The organism is Haloferax volcanii DS2, assembly GCF_000025685.1.
Classification (GTDB): Archaea; Halobacteriota; Halobacteria; order Halobacteriales; family Haloferacaceae; genus Haloferax; species Haloferax volcanii.
The window spans coordinates 240431-258142 of sequence record NC_013964.1 but is presented as its reverse complement, the minus strand read 5'-3'; the positions used below and the strand labels follow the sequence as shown (position 1 = coordinate 258142).

At 67.7% G+C, this 17712-nt stretch carries 11 protein-coding genes; 6 read left to right on the top strand and 5 right to left on the bottom strand.

What is annotated here, in order from left to right:
- Window positions 1-144: 144 nt before the first annotated feature.
- The gene (locus tag HVO_RS01070) at window positions 145-1575 is read right to left on the bottom strand and encodes a substrate-binding protein (RefSeq protein ID WP_004041318.1); all 1431 of its coding nucleotides are present in this window, start codon (window positions 1573-1575) and stop codon (window positions 145-147) included.
- 207 nt (window positions 1576-1782) lie between these two features.
- On the bottom strand, window positions 1783-2994 hold the full coding sequence (locus tag HVO_RS01065) for a Tm-1-like ATP-binding domain-containing protein (RefSeq protein WP_004041319.1): 1212 nt from the start codon (window positions 2992-2994) through the stop codon (window positions 1783-1785).
- Between the two features lie 450 nt (window positions 2995-3444).
- Between HVO_RS01065 and HVO_RS01060 the strand changes: the two genes are divergently transcribed.
- Window positions 3445-8655, top strand: a complete 5211-nt coding sequence (locus HVO_RS01060; protein WP_004041320.1) for a PVC-type heme-binding CxxCH protein — start codon at window positions 3445-3447, stop codon at window positions 8653-8655.
- Between the two features lie 120 nt (window positions 8656-8775).
- Here the strand turns inward: HVO_RS01060 and HVO_RS01055 are convergent, their stop codons facing one another.
- The 3 genes from HVO_RS01055 to HVO_RS01045 all read right to left on the bottom strand — a co-directional run bounded on the left by HVO_RS01055 (window position 8776) and on the right by HVO_RS01045 (window position 11660).
- A complete protein-coding gene (locus tag HVO_RS01055; protein WP_004041321.1) occupies window positions 8776-10176 on the bottom strand; it encodes an alkaline phosphatase family protein in 1401 nt (466 codons plus the stop codon).
- Entirely contained in the window at window positions 10173-11369 is a 1197-nt protein-coding gene (locus tag HVO_RS01050; RefSeq protein ID WP_013034991.1) for an inositol-3-phosphate synthase, read from the bottom strand. The genes HVO_RS01055 and HVO_RS01050 overlap by 4 nt, the downstream gene beginning before the upstream one ends.
- Window positions 11370-11450: 81 nt before the next feature.
- The gene (locus HVO_RS01045; protein WP_004041323.1) at window positions 11451-11660 is read right to left on the bottom strand and encodes a hypothetical protein; all 210 of its coding nucleotides are present in this window, start codon (window positions 11658-11660) and stop codon (window positions 11451-11453) included.
- Between the two features lie 181 nt (window positions 11661-11841).
- On the opposite strand from HVO_RS01045, the gene HVO_RS01040 reads away from it, so the two are divergent.
- The 5 genes from HVO_RS01040 (at window position 11842) to HVO_RS01015 (ending at window position 17553) form a co-directional block, all read left to right on the top strand.
- Window positions 11842-12621, top strand: coding sequence for a TatD family hydrolase (locus HVO_RS01040; protein WP_004041324.1), 780 nt, complete (start codon window positions 11842-11844; stop codon window positions 12619-12621).
- 3 nt (window positions 12622-12624) lie between these two features.
- Window positions 12625-13500, top strand: coding sequence for a sugar phosphate isomerase/epimerase family protein (locus HVO_RS01035; protein WP_004041325.1), 876 nt, complete (start codon window positions 12625-12627; stop codon window positions 13498-13500).
- Window positions 13501-13545: 45 nt separating this feature from the next.
- Window positions 13546-14508 carry a UbiA family prenyltransferase gene (locus tag HVO_RS01030; protein WP_004041326.1) on the top strand — a complete coding sequence of 321 codons (963 nt, stop codon included), beginning with the start codon at window positions 13546-13548 and terminating at the stop codon, window positions 14506-14508.
- A 95-nt stretch (window positions 14509-14603) separates the two neighbouring features.
- Entirely contained in the window at window positions 14604-15455 is an 852-nt protein-coding gene (locus HVO_RS01025; RefSeq protein WP_004041327.1) for a sugar phosphate isomerase/epimerase family protein, read from the top strand.
- Between the two features lie 451 nt (window positions 15456-15906).
- Complete coding sequence (locus HVO_RS01015; RefSeq protein WP_171810340.1) at window positions 15907-17553, top strand: PGF-CTERM sorting domain-containing protein; 1647 nt, start codon at window positions 15907-15909, stop codon at window positions 17551-17553.
- Window positions 17554-17712 lie beyond the last annotated feature (159 nt).

Sequence of the window (17712 nt, the reverse complement as noted above, 5' to 3'; positions counted from 1 at the left end):
CTCCGGGCGTCAACGCGAGGTCCGTGCGACCGAGAAAAAGCGGCGTTCGAGCAGTCGAACGCGGGTGAACTGACCGCGGAGGGAGCCTCGACTGCCCAAAATGGAGTTGGTACGTTGTATTCGTATCGAGGCGCTGTCAGGCTGTCACTCGTCTCCGTACTCGTTGTCGCCCATGGCGCAGTTGGACGCCGGGAACTCGCTGCACTCGTAGACGAGCGGGTCGGTCGTCTCGACGATTTCGGTCCGGATGCCGAGTTCCTCGGCGCGGTCGTCGCCGACGCCCTGCACCATGTACCACGGGCGTTCGACCTGGTGGTCGCACGTCCGGAACGCGGAGTCGCCCCACGCGAGGCTCCACTCGAAGTCTTCGAGCGTTCGGACCACGGTCGGCGGGTGGAACGTGCCGGCCTCCTCGACGGCGGCGGCGTACACCATCATCGACTCGTAGGTGTGCAGCGAACTCTGATTCGGCGTCTCGTCGTACTCCGCCTGGTAGGACTCGACGAACGCTTGGCTCGCCTCGTTGTCGGCGTTCGGGTTCCACGGCTCCATGCCGAGGACGCCCTCGGCGTCCGCGCCGAGCGGGTCGAGGGTGAACGCGCTGACGTGCGGGATGATGACGTCGATGTCGTCGGTCAGGCCGGCGTCTCGCAGTTGCGCGAGGCCGCTGGCGGCGAAGTTGCCGAAGCTGGAGAAGTACAGCGTGTCGGCACCGGAGTCTTCGAGCGCCTGAATCTGGAAGCTGTGGTCGGTCTCGCCCTCCGCGATGGCGGCACCGCCGGCGTCCTCCCACGGCCCCTGCTCGGTGAGGTACTTGCGGGCGGCGTCGCGGTTCGACTGCCCGTAGGAGTAGTCCATGTAGATGTGGAACAGCGAGCGGTCCTCACCGAGGACCGAGGGCGCGGCCTCGCCCATCGCCATCCCGATAATCTCCGCGTGGAACGTCGGGTGGAAGTAGTATCGCGAGCAGTTCTCCCCGGAGATGCCGGCGGACGTTGAGTTCCCACCCATGAACGGAACTTTCTCTCGCTGGGCGACGTTCTGCATCGCCATCGTCACCGTACTGGACATGCCGCCCGTCCAGAACTGGATGTTGTCCCGCTGAATCATCCGCTCGATGTTGTCCTGTGCCGTGTCGGCGCTCCCGGCGGTGTCGGCCTTCGTCGGCTCGACCTGGTAGCCCATGATGCCGTCGCCGCTCAGTCGGTCCCAGTAGTCGACGAGGCCGCCGCCCTCGTTCAGGTGCTTCACCGCGAGGTCGAAGCCCTTCTCCTGGTCTTGGCCGTCGGGACCCAACGCGCCGGAGGTCGGCCCGTTGAAACCGATGCTCACGGAGTTCCCCTCGGGCGGGAAGTTCCCGATTGCCTCGTAGTCTTCGCCGCCGCCGGAGGAGTCGTCACCCCCGCCGCCCCCGGCGTTGTTCTCGCCGTCAGAATCTCCGCCGCCGTCACCGCCGCCGCCGTTACCGCCGCCCCCGCCGGAACAGCCCGCGAGACCGGCGGTGAGTCCGGCCGTCCCGATTGCTTTCAGATAGCGTCGCCTGGATTCGTCAGTTAGCGCTGGTTGATCAGTCATGTTTCTTCGGAACGCTGGTAGTGACATGGTGTCATGATATAGTTAAACTTTGTGATTATACAGGTAGAAAACAGGTCGAACGACCGACTGCGAGCGGGAAATTCCGCCGGTCGGTGTTTCGAGCGTCGCTGCTCGCGGGGCGACACGCGGCCGTCTCGGTGGAGCTATTGGGTCGTCGGAGGCGGCCTCACGTCGATGTCGGTCGTCTCACGCCGCCGCCCGCATCCGGCGGTCGATAGCTTCCGCGAGGGTGAGCGCGAACTCGTCGTCGTTGATGTTCGCCGGCGATTGGATGAGTTCGACGTCGTCGTCGAGGTGTTCGCGGAGCGCGTCGAACAGCGCGTCGTCGGCCTCGGGGTCGTAGAACGCCTCGCCCTCCGCGTCGAGCATCGAGACGCCGCCGAGCGGGAGCGCGAGCGTGGTCGGCCCGGTCGCGGCGTTGAGTTTCTCCGCGATGATGCGGCCGAGTTCGGCGTTCTCCTCGGGCGTCGTCCGCATCAGCGTCACTTGCGGATTGTGGACGTGGAACTGCCGACCGTCGAACTCGTCTGAGATGGAGTCTTTCGGCCCGAAGTTGACCATGTCGAGCGCGCCGGTCGAGACGACCTGCGGGATGCCGCGTTCGGCCGCGGCGTCGAGTCGGCCGGGCCCCGCCGCGAGGACGCCGCCGACCAGTTCGTCGGCCCACTCGGTCGTCGTGACGTCGAGCACGCCGTCGATGACGCCCTCCTCGATGAGTGACTCCATCGCCCGGCCGCCGGTCCCGGTCGCGTGGAAGACGATGGTCTCGTAGCCGCGCGCTTCGAGCCAGTCGCGCGCCCTCTGGACGCACGGCGTGGTGACGCCGAACATCGTGATGCCGATGGTGGGCTTCTCCTCGGTCTCCACGTCCGGTTCGTTCGACACCATGCCGACCATCGCGAGCGCCGCGTTGGAGATGACGGTCCGCGAGAGCTGATTGAGGCCCTCGATGTCCGCGACGGAGTACATCATGGCGATGTCGTGGTAGCCGATGTACGGCTCCGTGTCGCCCGACGCCATCGTCGACAGCATCAGTTTGGGAACGCCCATCGGCAGCGCGCGCATCGCGGCCGTCGCGACCGACGTGTTCCCCCCGCCGCCCAGCCCGAGGATGCCGTCGAGTCGGCCCTCGCTGTGGAGTCGGGACACGACGACGGCGGCACCGTCGCCCATGATTTCGATGGCCTTGCCGCGGTCGCCGGCCTCCCGAAGCGTTTCGAGGGTGCTCCCGCCCGCCTCGGCGACGGCCGCGGCGTCGGTGTCCGGTTCGATTTCCGGCTCGCCCAGCACGCCCACGTCGACGAGGTGGACTTCGACCCCCTGTTCTTCGAGCACGTCGCGGGCGAACCCGATTTCCTCGCCTTTGGTGTCGAGCGTGCCGACGATGACGACGCTCATCGGCCACCCGCTTCGGGCCGCTCGCGCCCGGTCGGTCCGCCCCCGTGGTTCGAACCCGCGACGCCCCTTGGCGTCGCCGCCGGTACGACAGACTGTGTGTGTGCGCGGTTCATACGTGCAACTGAAGCAACACGACAGACAATAATTAACATTGGGGTTAGGCCAACGTTCACCGGCGACTGAGGCGGTGAACCGGGCGGTCGCTCCTTGCCGCCGGACAGTACATTCAAGTAATGTTAGTTCATGAAATTCGGTAGCCCACCACAATGAGCCTGCGGACGTAACGGCGATACACCCGTCACACCTCGTCGAGCGGTTCGGGCGAGCGCGCGGGGGGAGAGCCGTCTGTCCGCTCGGCCCGTTGGCGGGGGACGCGGCCGGGGTGCGCTCCCCGAGAGCAGCGCAACCCTGAATCGAACGGTAACCGACGACAGCGACCGACGCAACACTATGACACACGACGACACGACACGGGAATCGAACCCGGACGACGACGGCGACCGACTGAACATCAACAGACGCGACTTCATGAAGGTAAGCGGCGCGGGGGCGGCGAACTTCCTCGGGGCCAGCGGCGTCGCGCAGGCGCAACAGCTCACCGCCACCGACACGATTCGCCTCGTGGCGACGGAGGGCGACGTCCTCGCGGCGTACACGAACGAGGAGTCCGTCATCGAGGGGTCGGGTCTCGCGGACGCGATATCCGACTGGCGCGAGGGCGACCTGACGACCAACTCCCTGTTGACGGGCATCAACAGCTGGCGAAACGGGACGGAAATCGAGACCGCGGCGGACTCGTTTTCGTGGGTCGCGACCGAGCCAGACGAGATGGCGGACACGGCCAATCCGACGCTCGTCGTGCACGAGGGCGAGGAGTACGAAATCGAGCTCTCGAACGCCATGGACGAGGACATCACGTTCGTGCTCGCGGACCCGACCGGCGAGGTGATGGAGTCGTTCTCCACGATGCAGGCGTCGGGCGGCTCGGAGACGGTCACGTTCACCGCCGAGTCGTCGATGGCGATGTACTACGCCGAAGAACACCCCGAGCAGATGCGGGGAAGCGTCGAGATAACGCCGCCGCCGGCCGAGGACACCATCAGCGTCCTCATGATGGGTGGCCCGCAGGGCGGCAGCCACAACGCGCCCGCACGGCAGGTCCAGCTCACCGGGTACATGCTGAACCGCGGTATCGAGGTCCAGTACACCGACCGACTCGAAGACCTCGAACCCGACGTGCTCCACCGCTACGACGCGTGGGTTATGATAGACAACCGCGGCGCGAACTACGGTCAATCGCTGACCGCGGAACAGGAGCAGTCCATCGTCGAGTTCGTCGAGAACGGCGGCGGCTTCATCCCGATTCACAGCGCTTCGGCCTGTTTCACCGGCTCGGACGCTTACATGAACCTCGTCGGCGGCGAGTTCGCCGCCCACAACTACGGCGAGATGACGACGAACTTCGCCCAGCCGAGCCACCCCATCCTGTCGACCCTCGACCCCATCACGGTCGAAGACGAGACGTATCGCCACACGAACCTCAACGACGATATCGACGTACTCGCCTACGCGCAGTTCCCCGAGGGCGACAGCATCCCCGAGTACGACGAGGGACGCGACCAAGGCGAACCGTGGTCGTGGACCCGCACGCAGGGCGACGGCCGCGTCTTCTACACCGCGTGGGGTCACGGCAGAGCGCCGTGGGCGACCGACGGCTTCAAGGCGCTCATCGAGAACGCGATTCGCTGGGTCACGAAGAACGAAGATACCATCGCCGACGACACCACGGTCCTCAACGACTTGGAGTTCATCGACGCCGACATCCCGTACTATCCGCCGCCGGAGGGGAGCCTCCTGACGCCGGAGGTCCCCGAGGAGGTCGGCAGCGGGACGAGTTGGAACAGGATGCAGCGGGCGCTGAACCCCAGCGAGACGGTCCGGCGGACGATTACGCCGGAGGGGTTCGACCTCGAACCGTTCGTCACCGAGGCCGACCTGCCGGACGACGCGCGGGGGAACATCCTCGACGCGAAGTTCGACGCGCGGGGTCGCGTCTGGCTGTCTGTCACCCGCGACTACCCGAACGAACTCGGGCAGAACCGCGACAAAATCGTCGTCTGCGAGGACACCGACGGCGACGGCGAGGCCGACGAGTTCACCGTCTTCGCGGACGGCCTCTCGATTCCGACGAGCATGGTGGTCGTCGACGACGGCGTCGTCGTTGCGGACCTCGACGACCCCGGCGAGAGCGGGAAGATGGTCCACCTCGCTGACACGGACGGCGACGGAGAGGCCGACGAGCGGACGGTCCTGTTCTCCGGGTTCGGCAACGGCGACACCCACGCCGGCCCCAACGAACTGGCCCACGGCATCGACAACTGGATTTGGGGACAGGTCGGCTACTCCGGCTTCAGCGGCACCGTCGCCGGCGAGGAGCGAAACTTCAGCTCCTCAGTCTTCCGATTCAAGCTGGAAGACGGCTCAGTCACGGACTTCGAAATCGTCGGCACGCTCCCGGGGAACCAGGCCGGCCTCGGCTTCACCGAGGAGGGCCTCGCCTTCGGCTCGGCGGCGACCTCCGGGCGACCGAGCAACTACTTCGCCATCCCGCATCAGTACTACGACCTCATCGAGGGGACCGGGCCGAACGACTTCGGCGCGGCGTCCGACACGAACCGATTCCTTCCGGTCACGGACCGCGTCCGGCAGGTCGACCTCCACGGTGGCTACACCGCGGCGACCGGTCACACCATCTACACGGCGCGTGAATATCCCGAGAAGTACTGGAACAACACCGGCTTCGTCGGCGGCGGAACGGGTAACCTGCTCGGGACGTTCTTCCTCTCGCAGGACGGCGCGGGCTACACCAACCATTACGCCCACAACATCGCGGCCGCGACAGATGCGTGGTTCGCACCGTCGTACTCCTCCGTCGGCCCGGACGGCATGCTCTGGTTCATCGACTGGTACAACTACATCTACCAGCACAACCCGACACCCGACGGCTTCGAGAACGGCCCCGGAAACGCGTACATGTCCGAGGTGCGCGACCACGCGACCGCCCGACTCTTCCGCGTCGTCTACGGCGACGACGACGGCTACGAGCCGACCGACCTCTCGGACGCGAGCGTCTCAGAACTCGTGGCGGCGCTGTCGAACACGAACATGTTCTGGCGGCAGACGGCCCAACGGCTGTTGGTCGAACGGAACGAGACCGGCGCGCTCTCGGCGCTCGTCGACCTCGTCGCGACGGAGACGCTCGACGAAACCGGCCTCGACCCGGCGGCGATTCACGCGCTGCGGACGATGCACGGCCTCGGCGCGCTCGACGCCGACACCGGAAACGCGACCGCGATTCAGGCCGCGCTCGGCGCGCTGACCCACTCCTCGGCGGGCGTCAGGCTCACCGCACTCCGCGTCCTCCCGTCGACGGCGGAGACGCGGGGGGCGATTCTCGACAACGGCCTCCTCGACGACGAAGACGGGCGAGTCGCCATGTGGGCGCTCGTCGCGCTCGCGCAGACGCCGGCCGACGACGCGTCCGGCGAGGCGGTCTACCAGATGATTAGCGACGAGTCGAACTACCGGGACACGGTTCTCGTCGACGCGGCGTCGCTCGCCGGCGCGACCCACGCCGACGGCTTCATCCCGGCGTACGAGGCAAACGAGGACACGAGCGACGGCGGCGACGGCGGCGACGACCTGCCGAACCTCCTCGAAAACCCCTCGTTCGAGACGCCCGCCGGCGGCGACACCGGCGACGCCGACGCGATGCCCGTCGGCTGGTCGAACACGGACTACTCCGGGTCGCCCGAGTTCTCGTACGCCGAGACGGGCTACGAGGGCGACCGGAGCGTCCAGGTGTCGTCCTCCGAGGGCGCGGACGCCTCGTGGAACACGACCGTCGCGGTCGACCCGAACACCGAGTACACCCTCTCCGCGTACGTCAGGACCGACGGCCTCGAACTCGTCGACGGGACCGCAATCGGTGAGGGACCGCTCGGCGCGACCATCAACGTCGAGCAGATAGCGAACACGGACTCGGGCACGCAGTGGGACACCATCCCGTCCGGACTGGCCGGCACCAACGACTGGACGGAACTGAGCACCACCATCGACAGCGGCGACCTCGAAGAGCTCCAGATTAACTGCCTGTTCGGCGGCTACGGCGAGGCGACGGGGACGGCGTGGTTCGACGGCGTCTCGTTGACCGACCCGGACGGCACCGACGTGCTCTCGAACGGTTCCTTCGAAGAGAGCACCGGCAGCAGCGAGCCGGCGATGCCCGCCGACTGGTCGACGAACACGTTCACGGGCACCGCCGAGTACACCTACGCGGACGCGGGCCAAGACGGCAGTCAGAGCGTCCAAATCTCGTCCACCGAGGGCGCGGACGCGGTCTGGCTCGTCGACGGCATCTCGGTCCAGCCCGAGACGGAGTACACCCTCAGCGGCTGGATACGGACCGAGAACGTGCAGGCCAGCGACTCTGCCCGCGGCGCGCTGTTCAACGTCCACAGCACGGACTTCGAGACGGAGCCGCTGACCGGGACGAACGACTGGACGGAGGTGAGTACCACGTTCACCACGGGCGCGGACACCACGACGGTCCAGATTAACTGCCTGTTCGGCGGCTACGGCACGGCCACCGGGACGGCGTGGTTCGACAACGTCTCGCTGACCGACCCCGACGGGAACAACCTCCTGCCGAACGCGTCGTTCGAGGAGGGAGCGGGAACCGACTCCCCGTCGGACCCCGAGACCCCGGCGAACTGGGAGGGGACTACCTACGGCGGCACGGCCGAGTTCACCTACACCTCGGACGTTTCGCGGACGGGCGAGTACAGCGTCCGCGTCGACTCCACGGAGGGTGCGGATGCGTCGTGGACCCAGTACCGCGACGACCTCGAACCGAACTCGGAGTACCGCTTCCGGGCGTGGGTCAGGACCTCGGACGACTTCAGCAACTCCGAGGACGGAACCGGGGAAATCGGAAGCTCCTACGGTGTCACCATCAACGTCCACTCACTCGGACAGGGCTCTGTCACCGACTACTACACGGAGCCCGTCGAGGGCTGGCAACTGCTCGAAACGACGTTCTCGACCGGGGCGTCGCCCGGCGAGTTCCAGCTTAACCTGCTGTTCGGCGGCTGGGGAGACGCCACCGGCACCGTCTGGTTCGACGATACCGAACTGACGCGCATCGGCGGCTCCGGCAACGGGCTGGAGCTCGTCTACGACCGCGTCACTGCGCACGTCGAGGCGACGAGCGGCGGCGGCGACGACGGCGGCAGCGACGACGACGGGAGCGATGTCATCCCGTCGGGCTCGACCATCGAACTCGAAGCCGAGAGCAACGAGGGCTGGACCGGCGTCGCGCCGTCCGGAATCGCGGACGCGACGAATCCGACGCTCACCCTCGAAGCCGGCGGCGAGTACACGCTCACGTGGACGAACCGCAACGGCGCGCCCCACAACTTCGAAATCGTCAACGGCGACGACTCCACCGTCAACGACATCTCCACGTCGTACCTCTCGACGCAGGGCGAGTCACAGACCGTCACGTTCACCGTCACCGACGCGATGGCGGAGTACGTCTGTCGCGCCCACCAGCTACGGATGCGCGGCACCATCGAAATCGCGAGTTCGGGCGGGAACTGAGCGGGCGAGACGCGTTCCGACCGCGGTCCGCGGCGGCTTTTCTTTTGTATCTATCGTACGTTCGCTGTCGTCGAGCGGAGCGGAAAAGCAGTTCTGGAGCGCGTCGCGGCGGTGTCGAACCTACACTTGCGGCCCGGCGAACAGCGACGGGCGCTCGAACGCGAGCGACACGTCCTCTGCGATGCCGAGGAGGTCCGCGACCGTCGGCGCGAACCGCCGCGCATCGACGATTCGGTCGGACGGGCCGTCGGGTGCCGCCGGCCCGCCGAAGCCGTAGAAGCCGCGCGTGTCTGGGTCGATGCGGCCGTGCGACCCCGACACCTTCGTCGGGTCGAGCGTCACGAGTCCCTCGTCGCCGAGGAACAGTTCGCACGGGTCGAAGCCGGGCTTGGCGTGGATGTCTATCTCCGTCGCGTACGACGGCGCATCGGCGTCGTCGGTCCACCAGTAGTACTGGAACCACGCGTCCGCGTCCGCGACGACGACGAGGTCGCCGGCGTTCGGGTGGTCCGCGTCGCCCCGGGCCTCCCCTTCGAGCACCGCGTCGACGCCGGGGAGCGATTCGAGCACCTTTCGGGCGGCCGTCGGGCGGTCGGTGTAGACATGCGCGATTTGGTGATCGACCATGGCGAACGCCGACGACCCGGCGATATCGACTTTCTCGCCGCCCGCGTCGTCGTTGCGCACGGCGAGCAGGCCCGCCTCGCGGAGCGCCCGGTTCGGAAACACCGGGGTGTCGACCGCGTTGAAGCCGTACTCGTTGACGACGCCGACCGCCGTCTCGGCCCAGCGGGGCGTCGTTTCGAGCCGGTCGAGGAACTCCCCGACGAGGTCGTCGACGACGCCGACGGCCTCCCGGAGTTCCGGCGAGTCGGGGCCGTGCCGCTGGGCGTCGTAGTCGAGGTACGGCACGTACACCCACAGGAGGTCCGGGTCGGACCGCGCTATCGACTCCCGCGCGGCCGCGAGAATCCACTCGCTGCTCCGCTCGTCGGCGACCGGCCCCCAGTAGTTGTGCAGCGGGAAGTGGCCGTACTCCTCGCGGAGGTCGTCGTAGAAGCCGTCGGGGGTCGTCCAGCAGTCCATCTCGATGAGATTGTTGTCCTCGTCTTCGATGGGCGACGGCGTGACGGCCACGTCGGCGCTCGTGCCGATGAGGTGCTGGAAGAACAGCGCGCCCGTGGTGAGGCCCGCCTCGTCGCTCGCGACCTCCCACAGCCGGGTTCGGCCTCCTCGGTCGCGCTCCCAGAACTCGGCGACCTGTCGCTCGCGGTCGAACTCGCCGCTGGACACGTCGCCGTGGGCCGCGGGCGACTGCCCGGTCGAGAGCGTCGTCTGCGCGGGCACCGTGACGCTCGGAAACGAGGGTTCGAGCGGGCCGGACGGCTTGCCGGCCAGCAAGTCGGCGACGTTCGGTGCCAGCCCCTCGTCGAGGTGCGTTTGTTGGAGGCCGACGATATCGAGGACGACGACGCGCCCGGCACCGGACGCGCCAGCGGCCGAGGGGTCGCGAGTCGTCACGCTCCCTCCGCGTGGCGCTCCGCGTAGTCGTAGAGGAGGCGGAACTGCTCGGAGAGTTCGTGGCGGTCGACGCCCTCGGGCGACTTGAAGAAGGACGCGAGGTGGGACATCGTCCCGCCCTCTCCGCGCTCGTCGGCAAGGGCGGCCAGCCGAACCAAGTCGAGAACGAGCGGGGCCGCGAGCGCCGAGTCAGCCCCCTCCCACGTGAACTGCATCTTCATCTCCGTCCCGAGGAAGCCCTCGAAGTGGACGTGGTCCCACGCGGTCTTCCAGTCACCGAGCGACGGCGTGTAGTCGATGCGGACGGCGTTGTGGGTCTCGTAGCCGAGGATGTCGTCCAGCAGGCTCCCCTTGCTCTCTATCTTCCCCGCCTTGTTCGCGTCGTCTTCGAGGACGAGTCCGTCGCTGTTGCCGAGGATGTTGTGGCCCTCCCACGAGAGGACGCGCAGGTTCCGCCCCGCGAACATCGGCCCGAGCGCGGACTTCATCAGCGTCTCGCCGGTCTTCCCGTCGCGGCCCATGTGCGGCACCTCGTTTCGCTCCGCGAGTTCGCGGAGGCCGCCGAGTGAGGAGCCGGTACTGGGGGTGAAGTTCACGTACGGGTGGCCGTCGAGGAGCGCCGCGTAGGCGTACAGGGCGCTCGCGGGGAGGTTCGGGTCGTCGCGCTCGACCGCCGTCTCGAACGCCGCCAGCGTGTCGTAGTCGCCGGGCGTCGGAATCGGCGGCTCGGTCGACGCGGCGTTCACGACGACCAACCGGTCGACGCCCTGCGAGTCCGCGAAGGCGGCGTAGTCGGCCCGTATCTCCTCGACGATGTCGGCAACCGACACGTCCTCTCCCGTCGTCTCCGAGGACATCCCTTCGACCGCCTCGCCGCACCGCCGGGCGGTCCCGAGTTCGACGCGCTCGTCGATTTCGCGGAGGTCCTCGCGGACCGCGTCGAGGGTGTCTGGTGCCACGACGCCGCCGTGGCCCGCCATCTCCTCGGCGGTCTCCTCGATTCGCTGGGACCGGATGTCGTGGCCCCCGAACACGAGGTCGTCGACGGCGGGGAGGTCCAGCGCGGCCACCGGCTCGCGGGCCGTCACCATCCCGGTCGTGTCCGCGACTCCGCGAGCGATTGCGCGCGCGCCGGTCATCGAGACGCTCGCGACGTTACCTCTGGCTCCGATAATCCACACTCCGACTGTCATCGACTCACGATTGCGGTGGCCGATACATAACCTTGTCCGTCAATCATGATTGTTTCCGCGTCGGTACCGGCGGGCGACCGTTCACCAGTCGAGGTCGGTGTCGGCGTCCCGCCTGTCGAGTTGGTCGCCGTGCTTGCTGAAATCGAGAGACCGGTCGAGAACCGTCTCCTCGGGGTGTCGCCACGTCTCGTCGCAGTCGGCGCAGCGCCACTCCTCGTAGGGGCGACCGTCCTCGGGCGTGACGCGGGTCGATTCTATCGGCTCGCCGCAGAACGGACAGTGTTCCGGCATCGACTACGGCGTCGGCGCGGACGAGTAAATAGCTGTCTCCGCCGTCGCTCGCGGCCGCGTCGGCCGGGCGTTGCGCGGCCGTGGCGCCCCCGCCCCCCGGCCGTCACCGAATCCACCGAAACAATGATTAACTACCATCAGAGAGGTAGGTCACATGTCGATACCAATTATCGACCCGCACATGCACATGGTGTCTCGCTCGACGAGCGACTACGAGCGCGCCCGACTCGCGGGCGTGGAATGCTGCGTCGAACCGGCGTTCTGGAGCGGGACGGACAAGCAGCACGCGGCGTCGTTCTTCGACTACTTCGAGCAGATAATCGAGTTCGAGACCGACCGCGCGGAGCGGGCGGCGGGCATCGACCACTACGTCACGGTCGGCCTCGAACCGAAGGAGGCGAACTACCCCGAGATGGCCGAGGCCGTGATGGACGGCCTCCCCGAGTACCTCGACCGCGAGCACGTCGTCGGACTCGGTGAAATCGGGCTCGACCAGGGGACCGAGGCCGAGGAGTACGCGTTCAGACGCCAACTCAGGATGGCGGAGGAGCGCGAACTGCCGGTCATCATCCACACCCCGCACACCCAGAAACCCGAGGGGACCGAGCGACTCGTCGAGATGATTCAAGACGAGGACGTGACCGAGGAGCGAATCGTCATCGACCACAACACCGAGAACACGGTCGACATCTCGCTGCAAACCGACTGCTGGCTCGGCTTCACCCTCTACCCCGGAAAGATAGACGCCGAGACGACCATCGACATCCTCGAAGAGTACGGCACCGACAGGATGCTGCTCAACAGCGCCGCCGACTGGGACCCCTCGGACCCGCTCGCGGTCCCGAAGGCCCGAGACAAGATGCTCGACCGGGGCTGGGACCGAGACGAGGTCCGGAAGGTCGTCTGCGACAACCCCCGGGAGTTCTTCGGCCAGTCACCGAACTTCCACTACGAGCTGTGACCGATGGAGTTCGGCTTCTCGATGAACGCGTTCCGCCAGCGAACTCTCACCGAGGGGGTCGAGGCAATCGCCGACGCCGGCTACGACGGCGTCGAAATCCTGCTCGACGACCCGCATCTGTTCCCGGGGACGGCCGACGGCGACGATTTCGAACGCGTTCGGACGCTTCTCGACGACTGCGGCATCGAAGTCAGCAACTGTAACGCGTTCATGCTCAGCGCCATCGAGCCCTCCGCGGCGAGTCGGGCGGCGACGTTCAACCGCGACACCGAGGCGTTTCACCACCCCTCGTTCGTCGAACTCGCGGCCGAGGACCGACAGGCGCGGGTCGAGCACACGCAGAACGCGCTCGCCACCGCGGCCGCGCTCGGCGCGGACAGCATCTCGGTCCCGCCGGGCGGCCCCGTCCCGGAGCGCATGACGCGGGCGGACGCGCTCGACGCCTTCGTCCGAGGGCTCCGCGAGGTCGCTGACACCGCGGAGAAACTCGGCGTCGACGTGCTGGTCGAACCCGAACCGCACCTGCTCATCGAGACCCCCGAGGACTTCCTCGACCTCGTCGACCGGGTCGACTCGCCCCGAATCGGCTGTAACTTCGACGCGGGACACTTCTACTCGGTCGGCGAGGACCCGGTCGAACTGGTGGAGACGCTCGAACCCCACACGCCACATTATCACCTCGAAGACATCCCCGCGGACCGCACCCACGAACACACCCAACTCGGTGAGGGGGCGATGGACATCGACGGCTTCCTCGACGCGGTCGAGGCGACCGGCTACGACGGCCACGTCACGGTCGAACTGTACCCCTATCAGGAGACTGCGGCGGAGACGGCCCGAACCGCGATGGAGTACCTCGAAGCCCATGGGTGGACCTGACCGCCTCGCTCGAACGCGAGCACCCGTCCCAGCGACTGGCCGACGATGAACCGAACGAACGCGACACCCGCGACCGGCGGTCTTCGACGCTCGCTTTCGAGCCTCGCCAGACTCGTCCGCGTCCCGAACCTGTTCACCGCGCCGCCCGACGTTATCCTCGGGGCGGTGCTGGTCAGCGGCGGCCGCCCAGCGGTTCCGCTCTCGTCGCTCGCCGGCACCGCGCTCGCCTCGGTGCTGCTCTACGCGGCCGGCACGACGCTCAACGACTACGCCGACGCCGACGAGGACGCCCGGCTCCGCCCGGAGCGACCGATTCCGTCGGGAGACGTGTCGCGCACGCGAGCGAGAAATCTCGGCCTCGCGCTGCTCGGTGCCGGGGTCGTCGTCGCCGCGGCCGCCGGGGGACCGACCGCCGGAATCGTCGCCGCCGTCCTCGGTTCGTTCATCGCGCTCTACGACGGCGCGCTCAAGGGCACGCCGCTGGGCTTCGCCGCCATGGGTGGCTGTCGGGGGGCGAACGTCGCTCTCGGCATGGCGGTCGTCGCTGGGTCGCCCTCCGCCCCGACGACCCTGACGCTCCCGGCGTGGGTGTTCTTCGTGCCGGTCGTCGTCGCGCTCTACATCGCCGGCGTCACGTACATGGCCGAGCGCGAGACCGGTGCGGGCGACTCGCGGGCGGTGCTGGTCGGAATGGCCGGTGTCGGACTCGCCGTCGGGTCGGTGGTCGCGGCCGGCGCGGCGGTCGGCGTCGGCCCGAGCGATACCGCGACGGTCGTCGTGGCCGGTGGCTTGCTCTGCTGGTTCGCGGCGTGGACCGGCCGCGACCTCCTGACCGCCTACGCCGACCCTCGACCGAGCACTATCGGCCCCGCCGTCGGCGCGTGCGTCCTCGGTCTCGTCGTCCTCAACGGGGCGCTTTCCGGACTGCTGACACCCGTGTGGGGCGTCGTCGCGGCGGCGTTCGTCGTCCCGGCGGTCGGCCTCTCGTCGGCGTTCGACGTGTCGTGAACCGACGGGCTCCCTCGGCGGCTCGCTTCACGTTTTTCGGCCCGAATGAGTGACAGTACCAAAACAATTATTCATGTGTGACTGTACCACGACGTATGGTACAGTTAGCCTTCTCCACGAACGCGTACACGCGTTTCGACCTGCCGGAGGCAATCAGACGAATCGCAGACCACGGCTACGACGGGGTCGAAATACTGGCGGACGTGCCGCACGCGTTCCTCGCGGACTTCGACGAGCGCGACCGCGAGCGCGTCTTGACCGCGCTTGACGAGACCGGCCTCTCCGTGTCGAACGTCAACGCGAACACGACCCGCGGCTACTACGACGACGCGCCGCCCTCGGCGTTCTTCGACCCGACGCTCATCTCGGGCGACGAGGAGGACCGCCGGTGGCGCATCGATTACACGAAGGCCGCGCTCGACTTCGCGGCGCTGGTCGGCGCGCCCGCGGCGTGCGTCGCGAGCGGGTCGGCGCTCCCCGGAACGCCGCCGGACGAGGCCTACGACCACCTGCTCGACTCGCTCGACGAACTCACCGACTACGCCGAACGCGTCGGCGTCGACCTCGGCATCGAGTTCGAACCCGAACTACTCGTCGAGGACACCGAGGAGGTGCTCACCCTCATCGACGACGTGGGGAGCGACGCGCTCGGCGTCAACTTCGACGTCGGCCACGCGGCCGTCTGCGGCGAGGACCCGGCCGAGAGCATCCGCCAGTGCGCCGGCCGCATCACGGGCGTCCACCTCGAAGACATCGCGGGCGGCCGCGGCGGGAAACACTACCACCTCGTCCCCGGCGAAGGTGACATCGAGTTCGACCCCGTCTTCGGCGCGCTCGACGACATCGGGTACGACGGCTTCGCCACGTTCGAACTGTACACCTACCCCGACGACCCCGACGACGCGGCCCGGCGCGCGCGAGACGAACTGGCCGACTACGTCCGCTGAAACGCCGAAAACGGGCGCGGATTCGCGGCGCGACTCACCGAATATCGCCCCGAATGGGGCTCGGACTCCGACGAGCGGCGTCCCGCGAGTGGCGTCGCGGCCCGCCGAGCGCGGGACCGAGTCAGATGATCGTTAACTATTTGCATGGCGATTTCGATTCACACGCTGATTGCATGCGTTCCAACGAGAGCCAGCTATCGGCGTTCAGAGGTAGCGCGCGCCCGAGACGCCCGTCTCCAGACCGACGAGTCGAACAGACACCGCCGGCGGCCGCGACCCGTCACACGACCGCGACCCGCCGGGGCGAATCGAAGCCCCCGACGGCCGCTTCGCACGTCGCTCGCGGAACGAGTGACCCGTCGGGACCGAACCTCGCTCGCTCACCATGAGACCGGACAGTTCACGCCCGAGGCTGTCGTCGGAGGTGCGACGTGCGCTCCCCGTCGTCGTGATGGCGGCCCTTCTGGTGGTCGGGTCGCTCGGGCTGGGGGCGGCTATCGCGCCGGTCGCCGCGGACGCCCACGGCGGGACGCTCACTCGGACGGTCGACGAGTCGTCGCTCGCGCCCGGCGAGTCGACGACGGTCACGGTGGCGATAAACGCCTCCGAACGGGGGAACTTCACGGTGGTCGAAGAGCTGAGTCCGGGCTTCGCGTCGGTCGAAATCGTCGACGCCGACGGCGCGGACTTCTCCGGGGTGCGCGACGGCAACGACGAGCTGTTCGCGACCTACGGCGACCGCGAGAACGTCACCCTCGTCTACGAGGTGACCGCGGCCGATAACGCGACCGCGACGACCCACGACCTCACCGGCTACGGCGACTTCGGGCTCGAAGATATTCGTGCCTCGACGACCGGCGACGAGGAGATTAGCGTCTCGTCCGACGCCGGCGCGAGCGTGGTCCGGTCGGTCGACGAGGCGACGCTCGAACCGGGCGAATCGACGACCGTCCGCGTCGAGGTCAACCGCGACCGGGCGGCGAACTTCACGCTGGTCGAGGCGTTCACCCCCGCGTTCGACTCGGTGGCAATCGTCGACGCCGACGGCGCGGACTTCTCCGGCGTCCGTGACGCCAACGACGAACTGTTCGCGACCTACGGCGACCGCGAGACGGTCTCGCTCGTCTACGAGGTGACAGCGGCCGACGACGGGGACGCCGGAACGGCCTATCAGTTCGACGGCTTCGCCGACGTCAACGGCTCCGAGGCGGCGACCGGTGGAACGGACGAGCTCGACGTCCAAAGCGGGTCCGACGACGACGACAACTGGGACCTCACCCGGTCGGTCGACGACGAGACGCTCGACCCCGGCGAATCGGCCGTCGTCTCGGTCGAAATCACCGGCGACGAGGCGACGAACTTCACCGTCGTCGAGGAGTTCAACCCCGGCTTCGCGTCGGTCGAAATCGTCGACGCCGACGGCGCGGACTTCTCCGGGGTGCGCGACGCCAACGACGAACTGTTCGCCACTTACGGCGACCGCGAGAACGTCACGCTCCAGTATCGCGTGACCGCCGGCGAGGACGTGGACGAAGACGCCTCGTACCGGCTCAACGGGTTCACCCAGTTCGACGCCGACGGCAAGGAGATGAGCGTCGACGGCGTCGAGACGCTCGCGGTCGGTTCCGACGACGACGCCGGTGGCGGCGGTGGTGGTGGTGGCGGCGGCAGTGACGATGACGACGACGATAGAGATGACGACGATAACGACGAGAGTGATGATGACGATACGGACGACGGGAACTCCGACACGCCCGAGTCCACGGACTCCCCGGACGACGGCGACGATGACGACACTGGTGACGACAGCGACGACTCGAACGACGGCGATGACGACTCGGGCGACAGCGACGACTCGAACGACGGCGACGATGACGACACTGGTGACGACAGCGACGACTCGAACGACGGTGACGACGCAGGCGACGGTTCCGACGGGTCGGACGGCGACTCGGGAGGGACTCCGGAGACGACGACCGACGATAACACGCCCGCGACGACCACCACCGACACGCCCGTCCCCGGGTTCGGCGTCTCGGTCGCGCTCGCCGCGCTGGTAATCGGCTCGGTCCTCCTCGCGCGCCGGCGAGCGACCTAGCGAAGCGAGACGGCCCGCCCGTCTCGCACTCGAATCGCCGCGGTCAGCCACGCTCTCGACGCCCGTTCTCGGGCCTGATTCGGACATTCAGAAGATTTAATATAATAACTCCCAAGTCGTAGTTCAGGGTCCATCATGACAGACTGGTCTAGGCGGCGG

Bases quoted from the DNA above. Each gene is read 5' to 3' on its own strand.
- HVO_RS01070 (WP_004041318.1), bottom strand. From the start codon at position 1,575: ATGACTGATCAACCAGCGCTAACTGACGAATCCAGGCGACGCTATCTG.
- HVO_RS01060 (WP_004041320.1), top strand. From the start codon at position 3,445: ATGACACACGACGACACGACACGGGAATCGAACCCGGACGACGACGGC.
- HVO_RS01065 (WP_004041319.1), bottom strand. From the start codon at position 2,994: ATGAGCGTCGTCATCGTCGGCACGCTCGACACCAAAGGCGAGGAAATC.
- HVO_RS01030 (WP_004041326.1), top strand. From the start codon at position 13,546: ATGAACCGAACGAACGCGACACCCGCGACCGGCGGTCTTCGACGCTCG.
- HVO_RS01050 (WP_013034991.1), bottom strand. From the start codon at position 11,369: ATGACAGTCGGAGTGTGGATTATCGGAGCCAGAGGTAACGTCGCGAGC.
- HVO_RS01045 (WP_004041323.1), bottom strand. From the start codon at position 11,660: ATGCCGGAACACTGTCCGTTCTGCGGCGAGCCGATAGAATCGACCCGC.
- HVO_RS01035 (WP_004041325.1), top strand. From the start codon at position 12,625: ATGGAGTTCGGCTTCTCGATGAACGCGTTCCGCCAGCGAACTCTCACC.
- HVO_RS01040 (WP_004041324.1), top strand. From the start codon at position 11,842: ATGCACATGGTGTCTCGCTCGACGAGCGACTACGAGCGCGCCCGACTC.
- HVO_RS01025 (WP_004041327.1), top strand. From the start codon at position 14,604: ATGGTACAGTTAGCCTTCTCCACGAACGCGTACACGCGTTTCGACCTG.
- HVO_RS01015 (WP_171810340.1), top strand. From the start codon at position 15,907: ATGGCGGCCCTTCTGGTGGTCGGGTCGCTCGGGCTGGGGGCGGCTATC.